19 protein-coding genes are annotated in these 25,405 nt (G+C 45.4%); 10 read left to right on the top strand and 9 right to left on the bottom strand.

The window, feature by feature from the left end:
• The first annotated feature begins 246 nt into the window (after positions 1-246).
• Both clpB and FTU82_RS07950 read left to right on the top strand, forming a co-directional pair.
• Complete coding sequence (gene clpB / locus FTU82_RS07955; RefSeq protein ID WP_180085801.1) at positions 247-2,826, top strand: ATP-dependent chaperone ClpB; 2,580 nt, start codon at positions 247-249, stop codon at positions 2,824-2,826.
• Between the two features lie 228 nt (positions 2,827-3,054).
• Positions 3,055-4,338, top strand: a complete 1,284-nt coding sequence (locus FTU82_RS07950; RefSeq protein WP_180085803.1) for a DUF945 family protein — start codon at positions 3,055-3,057, stop codon at positions 4,336-4,338.
• 90 nt (positions 4,339-4,428) lie between these two features.
• On the opposite strand, the gene rlmKL is transcribed toward FTU82_RS07950, so the two are convergent.
• Positions 4,429-6,633: a bifunctional 23S rRNA (guanine(2069)-N(7))-methyltransferase RlmK/23S rRNA (guanine(2445)-N(2))-methyltransferase RlmL gene (gene rlmKL, locus FTU82_RS07945; protein WP_005096529.1), complete on the bottom strand. Its 2,205-nt coding sequence runs from the start codon at positions 6,631-6,633 to the stop codon at positions 4,429-4,431.
• A gap of 232 nt (positions 6,634-6,865) precedes the next feature.
• On the opposite strand from rlmKL, the gene FTU82_RS07940 reads away from it, so the two are divergent.
• The 4 genes from FTU82_RS07940 (at position 6,866) to FTU82_RS07925 (ending at position 11,369) form a co-directional block, all read left to right on the top strand.
• Entirely contained in the window at positions 6,866-7,210 is a 345-nt protein-coding gene (locus FTU82_RS07940; RefSeq protein ID WP_180000807.1) for a hypothetical protein, read from the top strand.
• Positions 7,211-7,429: 219 nt separating this feature from the next.
• Positions 7,430-8,446: an aspartate carbamoyltransferase catalytic subunit gene (locus tag FTU82_RS07935; protein WP_005171612.1), complete on the top strand. Its 1,017-nt coding sequence runs from the start codon at positions 7,430-7,432 to the stop codon at positions 8,444-8,446.
• 10 nt (positions 8,447-8,456) lie between these two features.
• Entirely contained in the window at positions 8,457-9,692 is a 1,236-nt protein-coding gene (locus FTU82_RS07930) for a dihydroorotase (protein ID WP_180000806.1), read from the top strand.
• A 192-nt stretch (positions 9,693-9,884) separates the two neighbouring features.
• Positions 9,885-11,369 carry an OmpA family protein gene (locus tag FTU82_RS07925; protein ID WP_180000805.1) on the top strand — a complete coding sequence of 495 codons (1,485 nt, stop codon included), beginning with the start codon at positions 9,885-9,887 and terminating at the stop codon, positions 11,367-11,369.
• Positions 11,370-11,424: 55 nt separating this feature from the next.
• Here FTU82_RS07925 and FTU82_RS07920 read toward each other — a convergent pair whose 3' ends face one another.
• From FTU82_RS07920 to FTU82_RS07885, 8 genes are all read right to left on the bottom strand, one after another.
• On the bottom strand, positions 11,425-12,837 hold the full coding sequence (locus FTU82_RS07920) for a short-chain fatty acid transporter (RefSeq protein WP_005171604.1): 1,413 nt from the start codon (positions 12,835-12,837) through the stop codon (positions 11,425-11,427).
• Positions 12,838-12,934: 97 nt separating this feature from the next.
• On the bottom strand, positions 12,935-13,573 hold the full coding sequence (locus FTU82_RS07915; protein WP_100358076.1) for a CoA transferase subunit B: 639 nt from the start codon (positions 13,571-13,573) through the stop codon (positions 12,935-12,937).
• Positions 13,574-13,575: 2 nt separating this feature from the next.
• A complete protein-coding gene (locus tag FTU82_RS07910) occupies positions 13,576-14,280 on the bottom strand; it encodes a CoA transferase subunit A (RefSeq protein WP_074382978.1) in 705 nt (234 codons plus the stop codon).
• Positions 14,281-14,381: 101 nt separating this feature from the next.
• Positions 14,382-15,284, bottom strand: coding sequence for a hydroxymethylglutaryl-CoA lyase (locus tag FTU82_RS07905; RefSeq protein ID WP_005171595.1), 903 nt, complete (start codon positions 15,282-15,284; stop codon positions 14,382-14,384).
• Positions 15,281-17,275 carry an acetyl/propionyl/methylcrotonyl-CoA carboxylase subunit alpha gene (locus FTU82_RS07900; RefSeq protein WP_005096540.1) on the bottom strand — a complete coding sequence of 665 codons (1,995 nt, stop codon included), beginning with the start codon at positions 17,273-17,275 and terminating at the stop codon, positions 15,281-15,283. The genes FTU82_RS07905 and FTU82_RS07900 overlap by 4 nt, the downstream gene beginning before the upstream one ends.
• Before the next feature lie 19 nt (positions 17,276-17,294).
• Complete coding sequence (locus tag FTU82_RS07895) at positions 17,295-18,089, bottom strand: enoyl-CoA hydratase/isomerase family protein (protein WP_074382975.1); 795 nt, start codon at positions 18,087-18,089, stop codon at positions 17,295-17,297.
• A 12-nt stretch (positions 18,090-18,101) separates the two neighbouring features.
• The gene (locus FTU82_RS07890; protein ID WP_100355089.1) at positions 18,102-19,703 is read right to left on the bottom strand and encodes a carboxyl transferase domain-containing protein; all 1,602 of its coding nucleotides are present in this window, start codon (positions 19,701-19,703) and stop codon (positions 18,102-18,104) included.
• Between the two features lie 35 nt (positions 19,704-19,738).
• Positions 19,739-20,911 (bottom strand): isovaleryl-CoA dehydrogenase, encoded by a 1,173-nt coding sequence (locus FTU82_RS07885; RefSeq protein ID WP_005096545.1) that lies wholly within the window; start codon positions 20,909-20,911, stop codon positions 19,739-19,741.
• Between the two features lie 147 nt (positions 20,912-21,058).
• Here FTU82_RS07885 and FTU82_RS07880 point away from each other — a divergent pair, with 147 nt between their 5' ends.
• The 4 genes from FTU82_RS07880 (at position 21,059) to FTU82_RS07865 (ending at position 25,383) form a co-directional block, all read left to right on the top strand.
• Positions 21,059-21,694, top strand: coding sequence for a TetR/AcrR family transcriptional regulator (locus FTU82_RS07880; RefSeq protein WP_035337915.1), 636 nt, complete (start codon positions 21,059-21,061; stop codon positions 21,692-21,694).
• A gap of 98 nt (positions 21,695-21,792) precedes the next feature.
• Positions 21,793-23,481 (top strand): AMP-binding protein, encoded by a 1,689-nt coding sequence (locus FTU82_RS07875; RefSeq protein WP_005171582.1) that lies wholly within the window; start codon positions 21,793-21,795, stop codon positions 23,479-23,481.
• Between the two features lie 369 nt (positions 23,482-23,850).
• The gene (locus FTU82_RS07870; protein WP_100329794.1) at positions 23,851-24,522 is read left to right on the top strand and encodes a class I SAM-dependent methyltransferase; all 672 of its coding nucleotides are present in this window, start codon (positions 23,851-23,853) and stop codon (positions 24,520-24,522) included.
• Positions 24,523-24,585: 63 nt separating this feature from the next.
• The gene (locus FTU82_RS07865; protein WP_180101220.1) at positions 24,586-25,383 is read left to right on the top strand and encodes a thioesterase family protein; all 798 of its coding nucleotides are present in this window, start codon (positions 24,586-24,588) and stop codon (positions 25,381-25,383) included.
• Positions 25,384-25,405: the final 22 nt, after the last annotated feature.

Genomic DNA, 25,405 nt, shown 5'->3' with positions numbered 1-25,405 from the left:
TTTTAAATTATCCCGATACAACTAAATAGCTTAATCAAGATGATGAGTTAGCGCTAGTCTTGGGGTCTCATTAAAAATTCTCTTTCGCTTACTTGAAATATGATTTGACTACACCAATATTATAATTGAAATCTGTATATTTTTTTGATAATAAGTTTTTGAAAAATATACAAAAATAATTTGAAATCTGATTAATCGCACCCATATATCCATCAAGTAGAAAATTTGTTGTGAGGAATAACAAAAATGCGTTTTGAGAAATTTACCAATCGCCTGCAGCAAACCCTTTCCGATGCACAATCATTGGCCATGACTAAAGACCATAGCTCGATTGATGGGATTCATATTCTGGCCACCTTGATGGATGAAGCATCCAATGTCAGCTTGCTGCAGCAGGCCGGCGCCAATCTGCGTGAATTGCAAACCAAGCTGCAAACGGCCCTAAGTAATGCAGCAACCCTGAGCAATCCCTCCGCGGATATCAATCTCAGCCCTGAAGCGGCAAAAGTATTACATTTGGCAGACAGCTTCGCGCAAAAAGCCGGAGATGAGTTTCTATCTACAGATTGGGTACTGTTGGCGCTGGCAGAAACAGGTAACACAAAAACCTTATTAAACAGTGTTGGCCTAAAGGCAGAAACCTTAGGCCAGATCATTAATCAATTTCGAGGCGATGAAAAAGTCATGAGCAATAATCATGAAGATCAGCGTGATTCACTGAATAAGTACACCATTGATTTAACTGAACGTGCTTTGGCAGGCAAGCTTGATCCTGTGATTGGCCGTGATGATGAAATCCGCCGTACCATTCAGGTTCTGTCACGCCGCACCAAAAATAACCCGGTACTGATTGGTGAGCCGGGTGTGGGTAAAACGGCAATCGTCGAAGGTCTGGCACAGCGGATTATTAATGGTGAAGTACCTGAAGGACTGAAAGGTAAACGTGTTTTATCGCTGGACCTGGGATCTTTACTGGCCGGTGCCAAATACCGTGGTGAGTTTGAAGAACGCTTAAAAGCCGTTCTGAAAGATATTGCCAAACACGAAGGCGAAATCATCTTATTCATCGATGAGCTGCATACCTTGGTGGGTGCCGGTAAGGGTGATGGTGCGATGGACGCCGGTAACATGCTGAAACCGGCGCTGGCACGTGGCGAGCTGCGCTGTGTCGGTGCGACTACGCTGGATGAATATCGTCAGTATATTGAAAAAGATGCAGCGCTCGAGCGTCGTTTCCAGAAAGTCTTGGTCGATGAACCGAGTGTGGAAGACACGATTGCGATTCTGCGTGGTCTGAAAGACCGCTATGCAACGCATCACGGGGTACAGATTCTGGACTCTGCGATTATTGCTGCAGCGAAAATGTCACATCGTTATATCACCGATCGCCAGTTGCCGGATAAAGCCATCGACCTGATTGATGAAGCAGCATCGCGCATCAAAATGGAACTCGACTCCAAACCAGAAGCTCTGGATAAACTGGAACGCCGTCTTATTCAGTTAAAAATGCAGCTGGAAGCGGTGAAAAAAGATGAAGACTCGGGTGCCAAAGCTGAGATTCAATATCTGTCTGACCAGATCGCCACGGTTGAAAAAGAATATCAGGACCTAGAAGAAATCTGGCGTGCCGACAAGGCGCTGGTCGAAGGCAATAAGGATGTACAGATCAAACTGGATCAGGCCCGTATTGCACTGGACAAAGCGCAACGTGAAGGTGATCTGGCTGAAGCTGCACGGTATCAATATGGCGTGATTCCAGAGTTGCAAAAACAGCTGGAACGTATTGAAGCAGCTGAAGAAAGTGAGGCACCGAAACTGCTGCGTGACAAAGTCACCGACAATGAAATTGCCGAGGTGGTCAGTGCGGCCACCGGTATTCCTGTGGCGAAAATGTTGCAAGGTGAGCGTGACAAACTGCTGCATATGGAAGACTTTCTGCATAACCGTGTGGTGGGGCAAGATGAAGCTGTGGTTGCGGTGTCGAATGCGGTACGCCGTTCACGTGCAGGTCTGTCAGACCCGAACCGTCCAAGTGGCTCATTCCTGTTCCTGGGTCCAACGGGTGTAGGTAAAACAGAATTGACCAAAGCATTAGCAAACTTCTTGTTTGATAGTGACGATGCCATGATTCGTATTGATATGTCTGAATTCATGGAAAAACATTCGGTCAGTCGTTTGGTCGGTGCGCCTCCGGGCTATGTGGGTTATGAAGAAGGCGGGGTGCTGACGGAAGCGGTACGTCGTAAACCTTATAGCGTGATCTTGTTCGATGAAGTCGAAAAAGCGCATCCGGATGTGTTTAATATTTTACTACAGGTGCTGGATGATGGTCGTTTAACTGACTCGCAAGGCCGGGTAGTGGACTTTAAAAACAGCGTGATCGTTATGACGTCGAACCTGGGTTCGCAGGATGTGCGTGAACTGGGCGTTAATGCAACACGTGATGAAGTTCGTACAGTAGTGATGAATGCGGTCTCGGAACATTTCCGTCCGGAGTTTATTAACCGTATTGATGAACTGGTGGTCTTCCATGCGCTGGAAAAAGACCAGATTCGCGGTATTGCCGATATCCAGTTGAATCGCTTGCGTCAGCGCCTGGCAGAGCGTGATATGCGTCTGTCGGTAGATGACAGTGCTTTCGATCAGTTAATTGATGCCGGTTTCGATCCGCTGTATGGTGCGCGTCCGTTAAAACGTGCGATCCAGCAACGTATTGAAAATGGCCTGGCTCAAAAAATCCTTGCAGGGGAATTCCAGCCGGGTGATACGATTCTGGTCCAGGCCGAAGCGGGTGATTTAATCTTCGAGAAAATGAAAGTTAGCTAATATTGCCTGTCCTTTTAATTTTCAGAAAACCTAGCTTCGGCTAGGTTTTTTGATGGCTGACAATTCAGGTCATATCAGTAAAAAAATTGCTTAAAAGTGACAGCTATTTTTAATATTTTGTGATGAATATTATGTTTAAGTGATTTATTTGCAAAACAATTATCTTTATTTTTTAAGATTAACTATAATTTATGTTCAATAAAAATAGATAAATTCTGAGCAAAAACTATGTCGAAAATAGTATGGGGTGGAATTGGTGTCGTGGTGTTGGCGGGGGCTGTGAGCACGGGTAATTTATATGCAGATAAGAGCTTGAAAGCGCATTATCAACAAAATTTAAAACCAGCGCCGAACATTAGTGTGCAATATACTGACTACGCTATGGGGGCTCTACAAGGCACGGCCAAGTGGAGCATGAGCATTGTGCCAGACGCGTGTAATGCCAAAGAAAAATTAGTATTTAATGGTCAAGACCAAATTCAGCGTACCTGGAAAGGCTATACCATTCATTCTCAACTCGATTTAGCACAAGGACAGGGCGCATATGCTGAATTTTTTCAGCAACCTTTAAAAGTGACGACGCAAGTCAACTGGTTGGGTGTATCGACCACACAATTACAAACCCCTGCCATCGAAAAAAAAGAAGCAGGTTTATATACCAGAATTGACCCTATACAGATCAAGTTTCAGGCAAAACAGAGTCAGGGACAACATAAAATTTTAAATATGAGTTTTGATGTGCCAGAATTGTCTATTCGTGATCAGTCTGGAAATACACAACTCAAGGGTGTGCATTTTAAAACCAATCAGGCTCTGAATGCGCAGTATTTAGAACCGGGTTATTTCGAGTTCAATATTGTCAAAATGCAGCGCCAGGATGCTAAGGCAGAAGGCTCAGGACAACTGAAAGACCTGAGCTGGCGTATGGATACCCAACTGCATGAGCGTACAGTAGATGTTCAATCAAAATTTAAAATTGCCGAAATGGGCTTAAATAATGTCCCTGCGATGCAAGACTTAGAACTCAATTGGGAGCTCAAAGACTTACAGCGTCAAAAAATGCAGATATTATTTGATATTCTGCAAAAGCAAAATAACTCTTGTCTGGAAGCAGGAAATTTTGAAAAAGATGCGATACAAGCCATGCTGGCGGTGATTAATGATGGCTTCAAGTTTGAATCGAAGCAGAATCAGTTAAAGTTAGGCACAGGCAGTATTCAGGCAGATTTAGTCGGAAAAGTAATGCCAGGCCATCAAACCACCTTGGAAAGCTTGGCAAAAATGTTCCCAAATCTGTTAGAAGTGCAAACCAATATCAGTTTCAATAAACAGGTAGTAAAAACCTTCACTCATCATTATATGCGTGCCGCAGGTAAAAATATGTCCGATCAAGAGCTGGAGCAAATGCTGAGTGCGATGCAAGCTAATCAGCAAATTCAGCGAGATGGTGATGTGTTTAAACTATCCATGCATTATCTGTATGGTGAAAAGAAGTTCTTAACTGCACAATAAGTTGTAAGTCGCTTTTTAACAGCGAATCTAAGAAGAAAAAGCCTGTTCAACTGAACAGGCTTTTGTTTTATCACAATCTAATACCAGTGATTACACTTTAGGATGGCCGATTTTCCAGGCACGGTGAATCTTCTGGTTACGCTTGAAATCAGGCCCAATGGTTTCTTGAGTAATTTCTTCGACATCATAGAACGCCAGAATTTCTTCATCCATCTCGAAACCACGATAGTTGTTCGAGAAGTACAGGGTACCATCGCTGGTTAAACGGTTCATGGCGCGTTTAAGCAAGGATAGATGGTCGCGCTGTACGTCAAACGTCCCGTAGAATTTTTTCGAGTTTGAGAAAGTGGGTGGATCAATAAAGATCAGCTCATATTGCTCATGACCTTCTTTGAGCCATTCAAAACAGTCAGATGCAAAGAACTGATGTTGTTCATCGGCGTGATCTACGGTTAAACCGTTCAGCACGAAGTTTTCCTTCGACCAGTTCAAATAGGTATTGGAAAGATCGACACTGGTGGTACTTGCAGCACCACCCAAGGCAGCATGTAGGCTCGCCGTAGAGGTATAGCTGTAGAGGTTCAGGAAGTGTTTGCCTTTGGCCTCACGGGCAATACGCAAACGCATTTGACGATGATCCAGGAACAGACCGGTATCCAGATAATCGGTCAGGTTAACCAGAATCTTGGCCTTACCTTCCTGTACGATAAAACGCTTCGATGCGGTACTTTGTTTGGTGTACTGGTTTTTACCTTCCTGACGTGCGCGGGTCTTGATAAAGATCGCATCACGGCCCAGACCGGTCACAGCGCGAATGGCTTGCAGTGCCAGGTTAAAGCGTTTCTTGGCTTTTTCAGGGTCAATCGTTTTAGGTGGAGCATATTCTTGCACATGCAGGCGCTCACCATACAGATCCACCGCGACATTAAAGTCTGGTAAATCGGCATCATACAGACGTAAACAGTGTACGCCTTCTTTGACTGCCCATTTTTTCAGGGCTTGCATATTTTTGGTCAGACGGTTGGCAAACTCCATCGCACCTTCGATTGGTTCGAATTGTTGCGGCTGCCAACCTTCCAGAAACGGACGCACCACAGCCGCAGGTTTAACCGTACCAAAGCGGATATAGATCGGCAATTTACCATTCATCAAACGCAGGATTTGCGGATCATTAAAGGCCAGCACGTCAGCCTGTTCGACTTGAGAGGCAATCACCGCCGCTTTTTGATTCGGGAAATTCTTTTGCAGTAAAGCCGATAAACCAAGATATAAAGAACGGTTCTGCGCTTTATCACCGAGACGCTCACCATAAGGCGGGTTGGTTACGAAGAAGACTTTCTTGCCTTCAGCCTGAAAATCCGGCCAGTCATTTAAAGTACGCTCTTCGATCATGATATTGTCGAGAGCAGCTTCAAAACCTGCCGCGATGATATTTTGACGTGTCGCTTTTACAGCTTCCCAGTCTGCATCGAAGGCATAGAATTGCGGTAATGGATTTTCCATTGCCGCTTGGTGGCGTTCAGCTGCTTCAGCTTTAATGCCCATCCAGAGTTCATGGTCATGGCCATTCCAGCCATTAAAACCGAAACGACGGACCAGACCAGGCGCACGGTCGGTCAGGATCATCAGTGATTCAATGATAAAGGTACCTGAACCACACATTGGATCGACAATGATGTCCGGATTAATCTGTTTAAGCTGACCTTTTTGCAAAATTGCAGCAGCCAGATTTTCCTTGATTGGTGCATCGGTCATAAAGTGGCGATAACCACGTTTATGTAATGAGTCGCCGGACAAGTCCAGACAATAGGTATGTTCTTTCTTCCCAGCCAGAATATACATGGTAATTTCTGGCTGTTTGGTATCGATACTTGGGCGTTTACCCACAGCTTCCATGAAGGAATCTACGACACCATCTTTGGCACGCAAAGTTGCGAACTGGGTATTGACCTTGATGTCACGCTCGACATGCAAGCGAATGGCAAAGGTACTTTGTGGTGCAAAAATGAGCGACCAGTCAAAGCTGATTGCACCTTCATATAGCTCTTCTGCCACATCACGGGCATCGTGAGAAAATTCAATTTCATGGGTATGGATCGGCATGAGCACACGTGAAGCCAGACGTGACCACATGCAAATCCGATAAGCATTTTCCAGACTGCCTTTAAAGATTAAACGGCCTGGAAAACGCTCAATATTCTGAACACCTAAGCCTTGTAGTTCTTCTTCTAATAAGGTTTCCAGACCATCGGCACAGGTGACCCAATAATTGCTTAAACGTGGAGAGGTATTCATATAATAGAGAGACCAAAAAAGATAAATAAAAAACTGCGCCAAGTTTACCGTATTTTTATATTGAAAGCTTTTTAAATTCTCTGAAAGGCCTTGCCGTGTACGAGTGAAAAATAATATTCACATGATAATTTGATGAACTGGTACGCATTTTGCTCTATACACAGCAAATCAGGCAGTCAGTCGGAGGAGAGCGATGGCTGCCTGATTTTTCAATTTTATAATGGGGGTTAAAATGTTAGAGAATCAGTTACGCAACCATGACGTTTTTTCAGTGGCCACTTTAATTTATACACGTTTGAGACGCGTGTCAGGCCGGGTCGTGGATGCGCTTTATCTGGCAGAAAATCTGGACTATGCGCGGCATGTGATTGAGCTGGTAGAACAGACCCAAGATCCAGAGTTGCAGCGTTTAATCGAGCGTTTAAAACAGGTTTGGGATCTGCCTGTGGTTCGGCAGCAACAGTTTGAAAAATCTGCACATCTGCCACAGCAGGAGGTATTGGTCTCGGTTGAACCCGATCAGGACGATATCTACCGTGCACAGGTAGCACATCATTATATCGGTGCGCTGCGATAAAACGATGGGTGTGAATGTGCCAGACTGAAGCACCCATAATTTTGTACTGAAAGTCAGCAGGATGGAAAATGGTTAAATTATCTTATTGAAAAAATACATAGGAATTTCAATTTCTATTTTTATTATCGAGGTGGTTTTTGTACAAGTAGTCACATTGCCAACTACTCAGACTGGCCAATCTCTGTATAATATGTTGACTTAACGCATAAGGAATCTCTCATGCACTTGGCGGCATTGCATACACCGAGCCAGATTCAACTCAATAAAGAAGGTAATCTAAAACACTTCTTGACCATCGAAGGTCTTTCCAAAGAAACCCTGACAAAAATATTGGACACTGCGCAGTCCTTTTTTAATGACCAAAATCAGCTCATCACCAATAATTTGCTGGAAGGCAAAACGGTGATGAACCTGTTTTTCGAGAACTCTACCCGTACTCGCACTACTTTTGAAGCCGCTGCCAAGCGCCTTTCTGCCAACGTTCTGAATATCGATATTGCCCGTTCGAGTACCTCTAAAGGTGAAACCCTGCGTGACACCTTATGGAACCTTGAAGCGATGGCCGCTGATATTTTCGTGGTGCGTCATTCATCTTCAGGTGCGGCGCATTTTATTGCCAAGGATGTCTGCCCAACAGTGGCGATTATTAATGCCGGTGATGGCCGTCATGCGCATCCAACCCAGGCGATGCTGGACATGCTCACCATTCGCCGGGAAACCCATAAAAAATTTGAAGAGATGTCGATTGCCATTATTGGCGATATCAAACATTCACGTGTCGCGCGTTCAGATGTGGCGGCTTTGCAAACCTTAGGCTGTGAAGATATTCGGGTGATTGCACCAAATACCTTGCTGCCATACGGTTTTGAAGAATATGGTGATGGTATTCGTCTATTTAACAACATGGAAGATGGTATCAAAGATTGCGACGTGATCATTACCTTGCGTATTCAAAATGAGCGGATTGATTCTCCGGCACTGGCATCGCAAGCTGAATTCTACAAGATGTATGGCCTGAACAAAGAACGTTTAGCGATGGCCAAACCGGATTGTATCGTGATGCATCCGGGTCCAATGAACCGTGGGGTGGAGATTGACTCCAGTATTGCCGATGGACCGCAGTCGGTGATTCTGAATCAGGTGACCAATGGTATTGCGGTACGTATGGCGGTATTGGCTTTGTCAATGCAGGGCCAGCTTCAGGAACAGGGTTTGATTGCAGCGATTGCGGGTTAAGGAATAAGTCATGACTATTGTAAAAATTGAAAATGTTCGTGTGCTCGATCCAATCCAAAACACTGATTCTGTTCAGACCGTGTATCTGGAAAATGGTAAGTTCGTTGCGGAAACGGCTGCTGTCTCTGAAACCATTGATGGTCAGGGCAAATGGTTGATGCCCACCATGGTCGATCTGTGTGCACGTTTACGTGAACCGGGTCAGCAGCAACATGGCACCTTAAAATCTGAAGGTAAAGCAGCACGTGAAAATGGGATTTTGCACGTGTTTACGCCACCAGATTCAAAGCCGATCGTGCAGGACAATGGCGCACTGATTCATGGTCTGGTTGAAAAAGCCATGCTGGACGGTGGTATCTATCTTGAAGTGATTGGTGCTCAAACCCAAGGCTTGCAAGGCCAGCAACCTGCCAATATGGCCGGCTTGAAAAAAGGCGGATGTACTGCGGTGTCCAATGCCAGTGCGCCTTTTGCCAATGATGACGTGGTATTACGTACCCTGGAATATGCTGCAGGTTTAGATCTGACTGTGGTGTTCTATGCAGAAGAGCCGCAAATTGCCAAAGATGGCTGTGTGCATGAAGGCTTTATTGCCTCACGTCAGGGCTTGCCGATGATTCCAGCACTTGCTGAAACCGTGGCAATTGCCAAATACCTGTTAATGATTGAAGTGACCAAAGTTCGTGCGCATTTCGGTTTATTATCTTGTGGTGCGTCAGTAGAGCTAATCCGGATTGCCAAAGAAAAAGGCTTGCCTGTCACCTGTGATGTGGCCATGCACCAATTACATCTGACCGATGCCTTAATTGACGGTTTTAATTCGCTGGCACATGTACGTCCGCCATTGCGTGCTGAACAAGACAAAGAATTGCTACGCCAAGGAGTAAAATCTGGGGTGATTGATGCGATTTGTACCCATCATGAACCGCTGAGCAGCTCTGCGAAAATGGCGCCATTTGCTGAAACCCAGCCTGGCTTTAGCGCTTTTGATACTTATGTACCTTTTGGAATTCAACTGGTCAATGAAGGTTTGTTTACACCACTGGAATGGGTAGAAAAAGTGACTTTGGCTCCGGCACGTGTTGCACAAATGGCAGATCGCTGGGCAGACGAGGCGGGCTGGGTACTTGTAGATCCAGAGCTGGAATGGACGCTGAGCAAAGAAAGCATCGTGTCGCAAGGTAAAAATACACCGCTGATCAATCAAAAAGTGCGAGCTAAAGTTTTAAAAACGTTCCTCGCTTAATAGATCCAGCTTTTATAAAAGTCAGCTTCGGCTGGCTTTTTTTGTTTTTGAATTCTGTGTCAGTAAAATGAGTACTCAACAAAAACAGTGAAACTTTATGATATTCATACAATTATTTACATTTTCAAAAAACTGGCATCGTTACACTGATTGAATATTAAACATTAGAAAAATCAAAAGAATGGTGACAATATGAATGTAGATCTGATGGAACGCTTAAAAAGCGATGTTACAGCGATTGTGCTACAAGGTGAAACCGAACATCTATTTGCCAAAGATCAGGCACTGAGTCAGTTCTATCCCATATTCTTAAGTATATTGCGTGCACGTCCTGCATGGATTGAAAGTTTAAGCCAGCAACTCAATCCAAAAATCCATGAACTGTTTAATGGAAATTCGGCACTCAAGCAGCAGTTTCTGGATCAACTTGATCAGAGCGCGCCACAAGATCAAATAGAGCAGACCCTGAATCGGGCCATTGTACCGACCCTCAATTTTTTACAGACCGAAGCCGGTGCTTCAAGTCCAGAAGCGATTAGTCATTTGCTGGAAACCCACGCCGACTCGATCCAGCGTGCATTACCTGTTTGGGCCGGATCGATTTTAGCGGCATTAGGTGTTTCTCCATTGGCGGGGCAGCATTTGAATCAGGCGCCTGAACTAGAACCAGAACATGCTGTTGTGGTACAGCAGCAGAAAAAAACCGGTTTTTTATGGCCGTTTATTATTTTTCTGATTCTGGCAGCTTTAATCCTGTTTTTTGTTCGTAGCTGTATGCAGGATGATGCTGAGGATTCGGCAAACCCCCAAACGACCCGTGAAATTGCCGCAGTCCAACCCGCTTCTTTACAGTTGAGTACCGGCACTAATGGTGAAATTATCAGTTGTCAGTTACAGCTGAATAATCCCCAGTATATGCAAATTTTGCAAACCGAGATTAAACAGATCTTTAATTATAATATTGGTTGTGGCGCGCTCAGCAGTGAGGTTTATCATTCGGAATTTATTGATCAGGATAGCATTCCTTCCGTTTTGAAACTGATTCAAGGCATGCCAAATGTCTCACTAGACTGGATTGGTAATCAGGTTGCTATACGTGCAGCGAGTAATGCAGAAGCAGAACGTCTGGCAACACAAATTCGTAATCTGGCCAAAAATGTCACTGTTGTGACTCAACAGCCGGTCAATAGGAGTGAGGCGATTCAGGCTGCCAATAGCGATGCAGAACAAGCATTGGCGAGTATCGAAACTGATCATGTTCAGGCCTTAGATGTTGCGACTGCACTGAATTTGCAGATTATTAATTTTGATACTGCATCGACTGCCGTACCGGAAGTGAATAAATCGGTACTGGATCAGGCTGCCGCATTATTGCAGCGCGCACCGCATGTTATTCTCAAGGTCAAAGGACATACCGATGCGCAAGGAAGTGAGGCCGAGAATAAAGTGCTGTCTGTGCAACGCGCGCAAGCAATTGTGGGTTATCTGATTGAAAAGGGGGTTGATCCTGCGCAATTGCAAGCTGTAGGCGTGGGAGAGGGCCAGCCTGTTGAACCGAATGCGACACCTGCCGGACAGTTTCAGAACCGCCGCGTAGCTTTTGAAGTGGTTAATACTGAAACAGGTACTATACGTGCAGTGGATAGCGAGGGTGTTGTAGAAAAGAAAGCCAGCTGAAATAATTTTCCAGATGAAAAAGGACGAATGATTCGTCCTTTTTATATGGCTTAAATTAAGAAAAGACCGGTGGACTATAGGTCAAAGTTCGGCCGAGGAACCAGAGTAAAAACAGCACCAGCGGGATATGAAAAACCAGTTGGGTCACGGTAAAACCGATCACATCTTTGGCCTTTAACTTCAGGATGCCCAGCATCGGCAACATAAAGAAAGGATTGATCAGATTAGGCAAGGCTTCGGCAGCATTATAAATCTGCACTGACCAGCCCAGATGCACTTTCAGATCATGCGCAGCCTGCATTACATAAGGGGCTTCAATAATCCATTTACCTCCACCGGAAGGAATGAAGAAACCCAGGATTGCCGAATAGAGACCCATCACGATAGCAAAGGTTTCCTGTGAAGCAATCGAAACGAAAAATTCGGCAATATAGTGTGATAGGGACAGATCCGCAGAATTCAGCGCATTGGTCATCATAAAGGCAATGCTGCCATATAAAGGAAACTGGATCAGCACACCTGAAATTGCTGGCACAGCCTTGGAAACGGCATTGAGGAAATTCCGTGGCGTACCATGTAGTGCGACACCCAAAATCAGGAAGATAAAGTTATAGGTATTTAAACTGGAGATGGCCAGAATAGGATTGCTTTCGGAAAATTCGTTAAACATCCATACAGCACCTAGCACTACAATCAGAATACTTAAAATAGGTGAGTTTTCCAGCCAGTCGCCCGGACGTTTTGATGAAGATTCTTCCGGTTTTCCTTCTTCAATCTGAACCGGAAAATGTTCAATGGTTTTAATATGACTGCCTTTCGGCGCTGACCAGTAGGCAATGGCAATCGAGGCAATGATTAGAACCGCCGTCATGATCATGGATTGCGGCAGGAAAATCGTTTCGGTAAATGGAATGACACCGGTCAGATTGTAAATCGGTTCAGGCAGGCTGCTTTTATTGGCCTGTAATTGTGCAGCAGAGGAACTGATGCCGAGTGCCCAGGTGGCTCCCATCCCGATAATCGCTGCTGCGGCTGCAGCGCGGTAATCCATATTAAGTTCTTTACGTTGTGCCAGTGCAATCACGAGTAATGCAGTTAGAACTGTGCTCATGGCCCAGTTAATCAGGGAAATGAGCAGGCTGACTGTCGCGACCAATACAATCGCACCGCGCCCTGAATGGGGCAGACGTGCCATTTTTCGGATCAGAAGCTGCATTGGTTTTGAAACCGAAACCACATAACCGACCACGATCAGCATGCACATCTGCAAGGTAAAGGGAATCAGGCTCCAGAACCCGTCACCAAAGGAAATGGCAACGTCCTGTGCCGGCGCGCCAATTCCGATAGCGGCAATTGCGACAATGATGACACCGAGCAGGGCAAAAATATAAGAATCAGGAAACCATTTTTCTGACCAGTCACTGACGCGCAGGGCGAAGCGTTGTAAGATATTTTGTTCTGTTTGCATGATTAAAATCCATTTATTCTGCATTCATTTTTAAAATTAGAGTTTTCTTTGGTCGAAAAGAAACCCTTAAAATTTTTCATTTTAAGGGTCGGGAAAATCAAGCTGCTATTTTTTGTAAAGCCACACCCGTGACTTTCTGAATCTCCTCAAAACTGACCTCTGGTGCCAGCTCAACAAGTTGAATACCATCTGGAGTGACATCCAGCACACCTAAATCGGTAATGATCCGGTTGACCACAGCCTGTCCGGTAAGGGGCAGACTACATTGCGCAACAACTTTAGGCGTGCCATCTTTGGCGCAGTGTTCCATCAACACCACGACTTTTTGTACCCCTGCGACCAGATCCATGGCACCGCCCATACCTTTGACTTTTTTGCCCGGAATCATCCAGTTGGCCAGATCGCCAGTTTCGGACACTTCCATGGCACCTAAAATGGCGATATTGACATGACCGCCACGGATCATGGCAAAGGAATCGGCACTGGAAAAGAAAGAAGCGCCCTTACGGGCAGTCACGGTCTGTTTACCAGCATTAATCAGGTCGGCATCGACGGTTTCAGCCGTTGGAAATTCGCCAATACCGAGCAAGCCATTTTCCGATTGCAGCCAGACGTTGATATTTTCTGGAATGTAGTTAGCAACCAGCGTTGGTAAACCAATCCCCAGGTTAACGTAGAAACCATCTTCCAGCTCTTGTGCAGCGCGCTGCGCCATTTGATTACGTGTCCAAGCCATGATCAAGCCTCCGCCTTTAAGGTCATCTGTTCAATACGTTTTTCCGGTTGGGTATTTAAGACAATTCGATTCACATAAATACCGGGCAGATGAATGTCATCGGGATCCAGCGCACCAATTTCGACAATTTCTTCTACTTCAGCCACGGTGATTTTGCCAGCCATAGCGCAGACCGGATTAAAGTTTTGTGCAGTTTTACGGAAAATCAGATTACCTGCTTTATCGGCCTTATAGGCTTTGACCAAGGCGATATCGGCAGTCAAGGATTCTTCCAGAATATAAGACTTGCCATTAAACTCACGTACATCCTTGCCTTCAGCAATCACGGTTCCGACACCGGTGGCGGTATAAAAAGCCGGAATACCGGCACCGCCAGCACGTAATTTCTCCGCCAAGGTGCCTTGTGGGGTCAGTTCGACTTCCAGTTCGCCACTCAGGTATTGACGTTCGAATTCTTTATTCTCACCAACATAAGATGAAATCATTTTTTGAATCTGTTTGGTTTCCAGTAAAACGCCCAAACCAAAACCATCGACTCCGGCATTGTTGGAAATACAGGTCAGATTTTTGGCACCAGTCTGTTTCAATGCGGCAATCAATGCTTCCGGAATACCGCATAAACCAAAACCTCCGACTGCCAGTGTATGTCCATTCTGAACCACGCCGTCTAAAGCGGCCTCTGCACTGTCATAAACTTTATTTGACATTTTTTACCTCGATTTATTCTTGTCTTGCAGATTCCTTTTTGGTCAGGAAACTACTGATGTATATCCTTGAGGACTTGTATCGTGTCCGGGTATTGCTATTGTTAGGCACAGGCTTTTTGCCAATAGGCATTGGCATAATTGGAGGGATTATTGCGCTGCAACACCTCACTGATATTACGGCTGGCCTGCATCAGGGCATCCAGTTGAATACCGGTTTCAAAGCCCATATTCGAGAGCAGGTAATACAGGTCTTCAGTTGAAACATTGCCTGAAGCACCCTTGGCATAAGGACAGCCACCCAGACCGGCAATGGATGAATCAAATACCCGGATGCCTTGTAACAGCGACTGGTAAATATTGGCGATGGCCATGCCATAGGTATTATGGAAATGACCTGCCAAAACCTTGGTATCGATCTGAGCCAGGCAAGCATCCCAGACTTTTTGCACCCGATCCGGTGTGGCTGTACCAATGGTTTCACCCAACGACACTTCATAGCAGCCCATATCCAGCAAACGTTGGGTGACTTTGACCACCTGTTTCGGATCAATCGCACCTTCATAAGGGCAGTCCACCATACAGGACACATAACCGCGTACCCGAATATCATTGGCTTTGGCGGCCGCCATCACATCGGCAAACTTCTCCAAGCTTTCATCAATCGAGCAATTGATATTTTTGCGGGTAAAGCTTTCGGACGCTGCGGTAAAGACCGCAACTTCCTTGCAACCCACCGCCAGTGCTGCTTCAAAGCCCTTCAGGTTTGGCGTGAGTAAACTGAACTGAATATTTGGGTCTTTGGGCAAGCCGGCAAACAGCTGATCGCTGTCTGCCATTTGTGGCACCCATTTGGCTGAAACACAGGAACCGACTTCAATCGCCTGTAAACCGGTTTTCATCAGATCCAGAATCAGATTTTTCCGATCATCCAGCGTTAATGGCGTTTTTTCATTTTGCAGGCCATCGCGTGGCCCGACTTCTACAATTTTGACAAATTCGGTCATGCAACATCCTCCGTCAGTGGCTGGAACTCAAGCAGTTCATCACCGGCTTTGACCTGATCACCTTTCTGGAAATATGAACTGGCGATGATGCCGTCATGTGGTGCACGAATCGAGTATTCAATTTTCATCGCTTCCAGCGTCATCAAGACATCGTCTTTTTTGACCTTGTCATTGGCAGCGACCAGTACTTGCGTGATCACACCTGGCATTGGTGCAGTGAGGTTGTTTTCTGTCCCTTGATCATCATGCTGATCATAATCCGGCTGGATAGACTCGAATTTATGTGTCTGACCATTCTGGAACAGGGTAATGCCATGTTCAGTCTGGCTAAAGGCCAGTTTTTGCTGTTTGCCTGCCAGTTGCAAAGCTAAAGTATGTGCATCAATCAACTGACCTTGTAGCTGAATCTGCTGACCATTATAAGTGGCGATAAAACCTTGCTCTTGCGTACTGAACTGAACTTTAAGCATAATGCCATTGCGTTGTAATTGCACTGTATATGCATTTTGCTGATTCAGGCGCCAGAAAGCGTGTTGTTGCCAGACTGAGTTATTCGCAACCGGGTTTTGAGCTTGGCGTGATAATAATTCGATGAATGCAGCACTAACGATCAGTTCAGCATTGATCTCAGTCGAAGGTTTTAATAAGAACTCTTCTTCACGTTGAATCAGGCCGGTATCCAGATGGGCATTTTTAAACGAATCACACAGCACCAAACGGTCGAGGAATGCAATATTATTGCCCAAACCATCCACATGGAAATGGCCCAGGGCATGATGCATTTGCGTTAAAGCAGCTTCGCGGTTTTTGCCCCAGACAATCAGTTTGGCAATCATCGGATCATAATAGGTGCTGATTTCATCACCTTCGACAATGCCACTATCCACACGTACACAGTCATTTTGCTCTGGATAGTGTAAATAGCTGATCTGGCCAATCGCAGGAATAAAGCCTTTCTCTGGTTCTTCGGCATAGACACGTGCTTCCAGTGCATGCCCGTGGATCTGTAATTCATGCTGCTGTTTGGGTAAAGGCTCACCAAAAGCTACGCGCAGTTGCCATTCCACCAGATCCTGACCTGTAATCATTTCAGTGACCGGGTGCTCAACCTGCAAACGGGTATTCATTTCCATGAAATAGGCAGTACCATCTTGCTCGACGATAAACTCTACCGTACCGGCACCGACATAATCGACCGCACGTGCGGCATCAATCGCGGCCTGGCGCATCGCTTCAAGTTTGTCTTCTGGCATTTTTGGTGCAGGCGCTTCTTCAAGGACTTTTTGATGACGACGTTGTACCGAGCAATCACGTTCAAATAAATGCACATAATTGCCGTGGGTATCGCCAAAAACCTGTACTTCAATATGACGTGGCTGAATCACATAGCGTTCAATTAGCACATCTTCATTGCCAAAACTGGAACGCGCTTCGCTTTTACATGAAGCCAGCGAACTCAGAAAATCTTCACTGCGCTCGACCAGACGCATGCCTTTACCGCCACCGCCAGCACTGGCTTTGATTAGCACCGGATAGCCGATGCTGTCAGCCTGCTGTTTCAGGAAGTCGGCATCCTGATTGCTACCGTGATAGCCCGGGGTTAAAGGCACACCAGCTTTTTCCATCAACGCTTTAGAGGTGGCTTTGAGACCCATCGCCAAAATGGCATCGACAGGCGGGCCAATAAAGACAATATTATTGTCCTGACAGGCCAGGGCAAACTGGTCATTTTCCGACAAAAAGCCATAACCTGGGTGAATTGCTTGTGCACCGGTGTTTTTGGCCGCCTGAATAATACGTTCGATCTGTAAATAGCTTTGTGCTGCTGGCGATTCACCAATATAGATCGCTTCATCCGCCAGTTTGACATGCTGTGCCTGTGCATCGGCATCGGAGTATACGGCAACGGTGGCAATACCGAGTTTTTTTGCTGTACGAATCACACGGCAGGCAATTTCACCACGGTTGGCAATTAAAATCTTTTCAAACATCGTAGCATCCTTCTTGTTGTTATGCCGTGGTCTTGATCCAGGCCGGGCTTTGTTTGTTTAAAAATGCATTCAGTCCATTTTTCGCCTCATCTCCCTGGCGAATATGGGCAATATGCTGTGCTGTTTTAAGAAGTAAATCTTCGGTCAAAACCTGTTGGTCGACCAGTTGAATCAGTTGTTTTGAGGAATTTTGTGCAGCAGGGCCACCGAGTAACAGGGCTTCCACAATTTCATCAATTTTGCTGTCGAGCTGTTCCGGTGGAGTGACTTCATGCGCCAGTCCAATGGTTTTGGCCTGTTCCGCAGAAATTCGCTCGGCGGTCAGGAAATAACGTGAAGCCTGACGCGCACCAATCGCACGAATCACATACGGGCTGATGGTCGAAGGTGCCAGACCTAGGCGTACTTCAGAGGTGGCAAACTTGGCATCGGTGCTGGCCACGCAAATATCACAAGCTGATGCCAGACCCATACCACCGCCAAAAGCAATGCCATGCACCCGGGCGATGGTTGGCTGCTTTAAAGTCGCTAGGCTTTGCAGCATTTTCGCCAGTTTTAATGCATCTGCTTCGTTGTCTGCTTGAGAAGCCTGACCGGCCTGTTTCATCCAGTTCAAATCGGCACCAGCCGAAAAGCTCTTGCCGCGCCCTGCCAGAATCACCACACGCACATCATCACGGCTATTTAAAGACTGGAAGCAGCGATACAATTCTTCAATGACCTGAGTATTAAAGGCATTGTGCAGTTCAGCGCGATTAATCCAAACCGTTGCCACTTGATTTTGCTGTTCGAGCTGTAAAAATTGATATGTCATTTTTTTCACCTCTTACATGCGGAACACGCCAAACTTGGTCGGCTGGATTGGCGCATTCAGTGCCGCAGCTAAACTAAGACCTAACACTTCACGAGACTGGGCAGGGTCAATGACACCGTCATCCCATAAACGTGCAGAGGCATAATAAGGATGACCTTGGCGTTCGTACTGATCACGAATTGGCTGTTTAAACTGGTCTTCTTCTTCCGCAGACCAGTTAGCGCCTTTGGCTTCAATCTGATCACGTTTTAAGGTCGACAATACGCTGGAGGCCTGTTCACCGCCCATCACTGAAATACGTGAGTTTGGCCAAGTCCACATAAAGCGTGGTGAATACGCGCGGCCACACATACCATAGTTGCCGGCACCAAATGAGCCGCCAATCACCATGGTCAGTTTAGGCACATTGGCATTGGCCACAGCCATCACCAGTTTGGCGCCATTTTTGGCAATGCCTTCATTTTCATACTGGCGACCGACCATAAAGCCAGTGATATTCTGAATAAACAGCAGCGGAATATTGCGCTGACAGCAAAGTTCAATAAAATGCGCACCTTTTTGTGCAGATTCGGAAAACAGAATGCCGTTATTGGCAATAATCCCGACTGGCATACCGTATAGGCTGGCAAATCCGGTAATCAGAGTGGTACCAAATCGAGCCTTAAATTCATCAAAACGCGAACCATCGACAATCCGGGCAATCACTTCACGGACATCAAAAGGTTTACGCGAATCTGTTGGCACGATACCGTACAACTCTGAAGCATCAAACAAAGGTGCTTCCACCTGCTCAGGCAACGGATTTGGTTTTTTATTTAAATTGGCCACAATATTACGGGCAATTTCCAGGGCATGCTGGTCATTTTCAGCCAGATGATCGGCTACACCGGAGAGGCGGGTATGCACATCACCACCACCAAGGTCTTCACTGGAAACCACTTCACCGGTTGCTGCTTTGACCAGTGGCGGGCCACCGAGGAAAATGGTTCCCTGATTGCGCACAATAATAGTTTCATCCGACATGGCAGGCACATAGGCACCACCCGCCGTACAACTGCCCATTACCACGGCAATCTGGGCAATGCCTTGGCTCGACATACGCGCCTGATTATAGAAAATACGTCCGAAGTGATCACGATCCGGGAAGACTTCATCTTGTAGCGGCAAATAGGCACCGCCAGAATCGACCAGATAAATACAGGTCAAATGATTCTGCTCGGCAATTTCCTGAGCACGTAAATGTTTTTTCACGGTCAATGGATAATAAGTGCCACCTTTAACAGTCGCATCATTGGCAATGATCATGCAGGTTACGCCATTGACCTGACCAACGCCAGCGACCACGCCCGCAGCAGGCACATCGTCCTGATAGACCTGATAGGCAGCCAGTTGTCCAATTTCAATAAATGCCGTGCCAGGATCAATCAGATGATCAATACGTTCTCTGGCCAATAATTTACCGCGATCCAAATGTTTTTGACGGGCAGTTTCACCCCCACCCAAGGCAATTTTTTGGACTTTCTGTTTCAGGTCTTCGACCAGATTTTGCATCGCCGTCTGGTTGTTTTTAAATTCGTCGCTGCGAATATTAATTTTGCTCTTTAATTGATTCATGCCGAACATCCTTGTCTATTCTTGTGATTTATTTTTTAGGCAGTTTCATTAAACAGTTCGCGGCCAATCAGCATGCGGCGAATTTCTGAGGTGCCTGCGCCAATTTCATACAGTTTGGCATCGCGCCATAGACGTCCCGCAGCAAACTCGTTGATATAACCGTTGCCACCCAAGGTTTGAATGGTTTCGCCCGCCATCCAGGTGGCTTTTTCAGCTGCATATAAAATCGCACTGGCGGCATCTTTACGCAGGCTACGGCTATGCTCTGCCTTGTCACATTCTGCGCCAACTGCATAGACCAGGGCTTTACAGGCCAGCCAGGTGGAATACATGTCAGCAATTTTGCCCTGCATCAACTGGAATTCACCCAGCGCCTGACCAAACTGTTTACGGTCATGAATATACGGAATCACGGTATCCATACAGGCATCCATAATACCCAGTGGGCCTGCACTTAAAACAGCACGTTCATAGTCCAGACCGCTCATCAGCACTTTGGTGCCATTGCCGACACCGCCGAGCACGTTTTCTTTTGGCACTGCGACATTGTCAAAAAATAGTGGATAAGTGTTTGAGCCACGCATGCCGAGTTTGTCTAGGTGCGTACCGTGACTAAACCCCGGCATATTTTTTTCAACCAGAAAAGCGGTCATGCCTTTGGCCCCGGCTTGTAAATCGGTTTTTGCGTAGACCACCAGTACATCGGCATCGCCGCCATTGGTGATCCACATTTTCGAACCATTCAGCAGGTAATGATCACCTTTGTCTTCAGCTTTGAGTTTCATGCTGACCACATCGGATCCGGCATTGGGTTCGGACATGGCCAAGGCACCGACATAATCACCAGATACCAGTTTGGGCAGATAGCGCTGCTTTTGTTCTTCGCTGCCATTACGCTTAATCTGGTTTACACATAGGTTAGAATGTGCGCCATAGGACAAACCAATCGATGCTGAAGCACGGGAAATTTCCTGCATGGCAATGATGTGCGCCAGATAACCGAAATTTGAACCGCCATATTCCTCACTGACCGTCAGACCAAGCAGGCCCATCTCGCCAAATTTTTTCCAAAGGTGAGCAGGGAATTCATTGTCACGGTCCACTTGTTGAGCAATTGGAGCAATTTCCTTGGCGCAAAATGCAGCCACTGAATCACGAAGTGCAATAAGTGTTTCGTCCAAACCGAAATCCAAGCTTTGTAAATTCATTGTTCATCCATCCTGTGGTTCTATTTGTTGTATCCAAAAAAGCATTTTTGTTGTGCTTGTTATTCAACATACATCGAAAATTTAAAAAAGTGAATCAATATTCACAAAATGATTTACAATTCATTTTATCTTGTTGAGATTAATTTTATGAGTTATAAAAGATCATCATTGATGCAGGAACGAATGGAGCAAAATCGCTTGGCGATCTTGCAATCTGCTCGTGAGCTGATTACTCAAGGGGGCTTTAAAGAGGCGTCGATTCAGGCGATTGCAGAACGTGCAGGCGTTTCTACAGGCTTGGTATATCGATATTTCGAAAACAAGAATCAGATTTTGATTCAGGTTTTGTCAGAAGCAATTCGGCTTGAGATTGAGATTTTAAATCACATTGCTGCCTCGGATTTATCGCCAAAACAGAAATTGCAAAAATCTGTTACAACTTTTGTGAAGCGAGCCATGAACAGCCCACAGTTGGCGTATTCGCTGATGTTCGAACCGGTCGATCCGGAAATGGAACATGAGCGTTTTCACAGTAAACAGCTAATCAAGCAAAGCATTAAGGAAATTTTGGCTGAAGGAAAAGTCAATGGCGAGTTTGAATTTGAAGATTTAAATACCGCAGCGCTGGGTGTGGTTGGTTCCATGACCTTTGTGGTAATTGAACCTTTGAATCCATCTCGGAATATCAGGTTTGATCAAAATTATAAGGATCACTTTGTCAAACAGATTGCCGATTTTTGTGTCAACGCAGTACGTCGACAGGAGGGAGTAGCAGGAGCATAAAACACAAAAAAACAGGCAGGAAGACAGGGTTGTCGTGGTCAAAAAACAATTAATAGAGTTGAAAATCAGAATTACAAAGAATCAAGGAGATCGATTCAATGACACAAGTACGGTTAAGCTATGCCTACGGAACAAGCAGCCAACCCTTATTGGGCATGACGATTGGCGAAAAATTTGATCAGGCATGCGAACAGTATGCACATTCTGATGCAATCGTCAGCTTGCACCAGAATGTGCGTCTGAGCTATCAGCAGTTGCAGCAGCAAGTGAATGCTTTTGCCTGTAGTTTGCAAAAACTGGGCCTGAAAAAAGGTGACCGTCTGGCCATCTGGTCGCCGAACTGTGTGGAATGGACCATTACCCAGTTTGCTGCATTTAAGGCGGGAATTATTCTGGTGAACTTGAATCCAGCTTATAAAAGTAATGAACTGGAATATGTCTTAAACAAGGTCTCCTGTAAGGGACTGGTGATTGCAGCGCAGTTTAAAACCACTGACTATCAGGAAATTCTGACTAAAATTGCTCCTGAGCTAACACAGACTGAAAGTAAATTACTCAATGCAGAGCGTCTGCCGCATTTGAAGCATGTGATTAAAATTGATGAACAGGAACATCCGGGTCTACATCGTTTTCAGGACTTATTGGTGGAACCAAGCGCAAACGCCTTAGAAAAATTGCAGCAAATTTCGAGTGAATTGCAGTTTGATGAAACCATCAATATTCAGTTCACCTCGGGTACAACGGGGAATCCGAAAGGTACTATGTTGACCCATAACAATATTTTAAATAATGGCTATTTTGTCGGTGAAGCCATTCATTTAAGTCCAGAAGATCGGGTTTGTATTTCGGTACCACTGTTCCACTGCTTTGGTATGGTGATGGGAAATCTGGCCTGTATTACCCATGGTTCAGCCATGATTTATCCATCTGCCGTTTTCAATCCTCTGGAAACCCTCAAAGCCATTCAACAAGAAAAATGTACGGCGGCTTATGGGGTGCCGACCATGTTTATTGCCATTCTTGAGCATGAACAGTTTGATGAATTTGATCTGAGCAGTTTACGTACCGGCATTATGGCCGGCAGTCCATGTCCACAGGAAATCATGCAGCGTGTGATTGAGCGGATGCATATGTCAGATATCACCATTTGCTATGGCATGACTGAAACCGCACCGGTCAGTGCGCAAAGCTCTACCGCAGACTCCATTGAACAGCGTGTTACGACAGTCGGCCGGGTACATCCGCATCTGGAAGTGAAAATTGTCGATGAAGATGGCAAGGTGGTGCCGCGCGGACAACTCGGTGAACTCTGTGTGCGTGGTTATTCGGTGATGCTCGGTTATTGGGAAGATCAGGATAAAACTGCAGAAGTAATTGATAATGCGCGCTGGATGCATACGGGTGATATTGCTGAAATGGATGATGAAGGCTTTGTCAAAATCAAGGGGCGAATCAAGGATGTCGTCATTCGTGGCGGTGAAAACCTGTTCCCCAAAGAAATTGAAGACTTCCTTTATACCCATCCTGCGGTTTCAGATGTTCAGGTGATTGGTGTGCCAGATCATAAGTATGGTGAAGAACTCTGTGCCTGCATCATTTTGCATGAAAACGATCCGTGTACTGAAGAAACTATTCGCCAGTATTGTGCCGAGCATATCTCACACAATAAAGTGCCGCGCTATGTGCGTTTCTTCCATGAGTTCCCGATGACAGCTTCCGGTAAGGCGCAGAAGTTTAAATTACGTGAATTTATGCGTGAAGAGTTGAACTTAAAGGAAATAGCTTAAGTATTGTTTAGTTTTTGAGATTGGTGAATTCTTCAACTTTTTTTATCATTAAAAAAAGTTGAAGAGAAACTATTAAGAAAAAGCGAAAGATCTGCACAGCCTCACTTAGAAAGAAAGATTTTAATTTTAACGTGTAGGCCATGCTTTGACTTTCGATGGGCTAAAAGTAAACAAAAGCCCTTTATTTTGCTGAAGGGACATCCATGTCCCTTCAGCAAAATGGCGACATTCATGTCGCCTGTCATGTGATTAGATTTAGGATAATGGTCGAAAATTTAAAACCTTTAGATGGAATCTTTATCAATATTGTAATAACTGATAAACCTAATGCTCTTTAGTCTGTTGAATGGTGTGAGGTAAAGTGAAAATATGGCAAAAAACTTCCATAGTGAACTCGTCGTCGCTAATTATGATGAGCACATCCGTAAATTGATTCCCGGCTATGAACTGGTACATCAGCAAATTGATGCCATCCTAACCACTCATTTACCCGAAATTGCCCATATATTGGTGGTTGGTTGCGGGACAGGCTATGAGCTATCTTATCTGTTGCAACGCCACCCAAACTGGACATTTACTGCAATTGATCCATCGGCGACTATGCTGGAACAGGCGCAGAAAAATATTGGGTTAGACCTGGGATCGCAGCGGATTCGTTTTATTCAGACAGATACACAAAGCTTAAATCAAGATAATCAGTTCGATGCGGCTCTAGCAATTTTGGTGGCACATTTTATTCCATCAGAAAATAAAACTGAATTTTTTCAGGATATATCCGATAGTCTTAAGACCGATGGAATCCTGTTAACCTATGACTTGATGCAACCTGAAAATAAAACTGAATTAAAAATCTTGCAAAAAATGGCACAGCAGACAGGACTCAGTATTCAACAAAGCGAAAAAATGCTTGAACGGTTACAGCAGGATTTTCATTTAATCTCTGCCCAAGATTTAGCAGCGCTTTTAACCAAAGTCGGATTTAAACATAGCAAAATTTACTGTCAAATCATGAATTATTATGGTTTTTTTATACAGAAATAAGCATAGCTAACTGAAACAGTTAACTAGAAATTTAAATATAAGATTCAAGGAAGTGTAAAAACAATGTCAGCCTACTATCGTTTCATCAACCGCGAACAGCATGCCGATGGCAGCAGCACTGCTTATTATGAATCTAATATTCATGCGCAAGGTGCATGGAATCCGCATGAGCAGCATATGGCGCCCGCGACTGGCATTATTTGTGCAGAACTGGAACAGTTTCAGCCACGTGCAGAGATGCGCATTGGCCGGGTGAGTCTGGATATCTTTGGACTGATTGCTTTTGGTGAATTTTCCATTACTACGCGCATGATTCGTCCGGGTAAAACCATCGAGCTTATTGAAGCAGAAATGTGTGCCAACGGGAAAACCTGTATTGTGGCACGTGCCTGGAAAATGATGACTTCGGATACCCGTGCGATCGCTGGTCTGGAAGATTTTCCGGTTCAGCACCCTGAAGACCTGCCGATGTGGGAAGGGATGCGTTGCTGGCCAGGTGGTTATATTCAAAGTATTAATACCCGTGCCCATGTCGATCATCGTGCGGGCAAAGGTATTGTCTGGTTATCCAATGCCCTGGAAATGGTAGAAGGTCAGACGACCAGCGACTTTAGCCGCTTGATGGGAATGGTGGATACAGCCAACGGTGTGGTGCCGCGTCAGGATCCAAATGCGGGATGGGGTTTCCCAAATCTGGATTTGCAGATTCATTTGCATCGTTTACCTAAAGGCACATGGCTAGGACTAGAAGTGCTACAGCAATATGGTGAAGATGGCATTGGTTTAACCAGTGGAATTTTACATGATCTTCATGGGCCATTTGGCCGCAGTGAGCAGATTTTAACGCTACGTAAATTTTAAAATCTGATTCACATAAAAAGGA

Source organism: Acinetobacter sp. YH12151 (assembly GCF_013418355.1).
In the GTDB taxonomy this organism is placed as follows: domain Bacteria; phylum Pseudomonadota; class Gammaproteobacteria; order Pseudomonadales; family Moraxellaceae; genus Acinetobacter; species Acinetobacter pseudolwoffii.
Note: the sequence above shows the minus strand (reverse complement) of the source record. Positions and strands in the feature narration are given on the sequence as shown.

Excerpts from the sequence above, each read along its gene's own strand:
- clpB (WP_180085801.1), top strand. The coding sequence starts at position 247 with ATGCGTTTTGAGAAATTTACCAATCGCCTGCAGCAAACCCTTTCCGAT.
- FTU82_RS07950 (WP_180085803.1), top strand. The coding sequence starts at position 3,055 with ATGTCGAAAATAGTATGGGGTGGAATTGGTGTCGTGGTGTTGGCGGGG.
- rlmKL (WP_005096529.1), bottom strand. The coding sequence starts at position 6,633 with ATGAATACCTCTCCACGTTTAAGCAATTATTGGGTCACCTGTGCCGAT.
- FTU82_RS07940 (WP_180000807.1), top strand. The coding sequence starts at position 6,866 with ATGTTAGAGAATCAGTTACGCAACCATGACGTTTTTTCAGTGGCCACT.
- FTU82_RS07935 (WP_005171612.1), top strand. The coding sequence starts at position 7,430 with ATGCACTTGGCGGCATTGCATACACCGAGCCAGATTCAACTCAATAAA.
- FTU82_RS07930 (WP_180000806.1), top strand. The coding sequence starts at position 8,457 with ATGACTATTGTAAAAATTGAAAATGTTCGTGTGCTCGATCCAATCCAA.
- FTU82_RS07925 (WP_180000805.1), top strand. The coding sequence starts at position 9,885 with ATGAATGTAGATCTGATGGAACGCTTAAAAAGCGATGTTACAGCGATT.
- FTU82_RS07920 (WP_005171604.1), bottom strand. The coding sequence starts at position 12,837 with ATGCAAACAGAACAAAATATCTTACAACGCTTCGCCCTGCGCGTCAGT.
- FTU82_RS07915 (WP_100358076.1), bottom strand. The coding sequence starts at position 13,573 with ATGGCTTGGACACGTAATCAAATGGCGCAGCGCGCTGCACAAGAGCTG.
- FTU82_RS07910 (WP_074382978.1), bottom strand. The coding sequence starts at position 14,280 with ATGTCAAATAAAGTTTATGACAGTGCAGAGGCCGCTTTAGACGGCGTG.
- FTU82_RS07905 (WP_005171595.1), bottom strand. The coding sequence starts at position 15,284 with ATGACCGAATTTGTCAAAATTGTAGAAGTCGGGCCACGCGATGGCCTG.
- FTU82_RS07900 (WP_005096540.1), bottom strand. The coding sequence starts at position 17,275 with ATGTTTGAAAAGATTTTAATTGCCAACCGTGGTGAAATTGCCTGCCGT.
- FTU82_RS07895 (WP_074382975.1), bottom strand. The coding sequence starts at position 18,089 with ATGACATATCAATTTTTACAGCTCGAACAGCAAAATCAAGTGGCAACG.
- FTU82_RS07890 (WP_100355089.1), bottom strand. The coding sequence starts at position 19,703 with ATGAATCAATTAAAGAGCAAAATTAATATTCGCAGCGACGAATTTAAA.
- FTU82_RS07885 (WP_005096545.1), bottom strand. The coding sequence starts at position 20,911 with ATGAATTTACAAAGCTTGGATTTCGGTTTGGACGAAACACTTATTGCA.
- FTU82_RS07880 (WP_035337915.1), top strand. The coding sequence starts at position 21,059 with ATGAGTTATAAAAGATCATCATTGATGCAGGAACGAATGGAGCAAAAT.
- FTU82_RS07875 (WP_005171582.1), top strand. The coding sequence starts at position 21,793 with ATGACACAAGTACGGTTAAGCTATGCCTACGGAACAAGCAGCCAACCC.
- FTU82_RS07870 (WP_100329794.1), top strand. The coding sequence starts at position 23,851 with ATGGCAAAAAACTTCCATAGTGAACTCGTCGTCGCTAATTATGATGAG.
- FTU82_RS07865 (WP_180101220.1), top strand. The coding sequence starts at position 24,586 with ATGTCAGCCTACTATCGTTTCATCAACCGCGAACAGCATGCCGATGGC.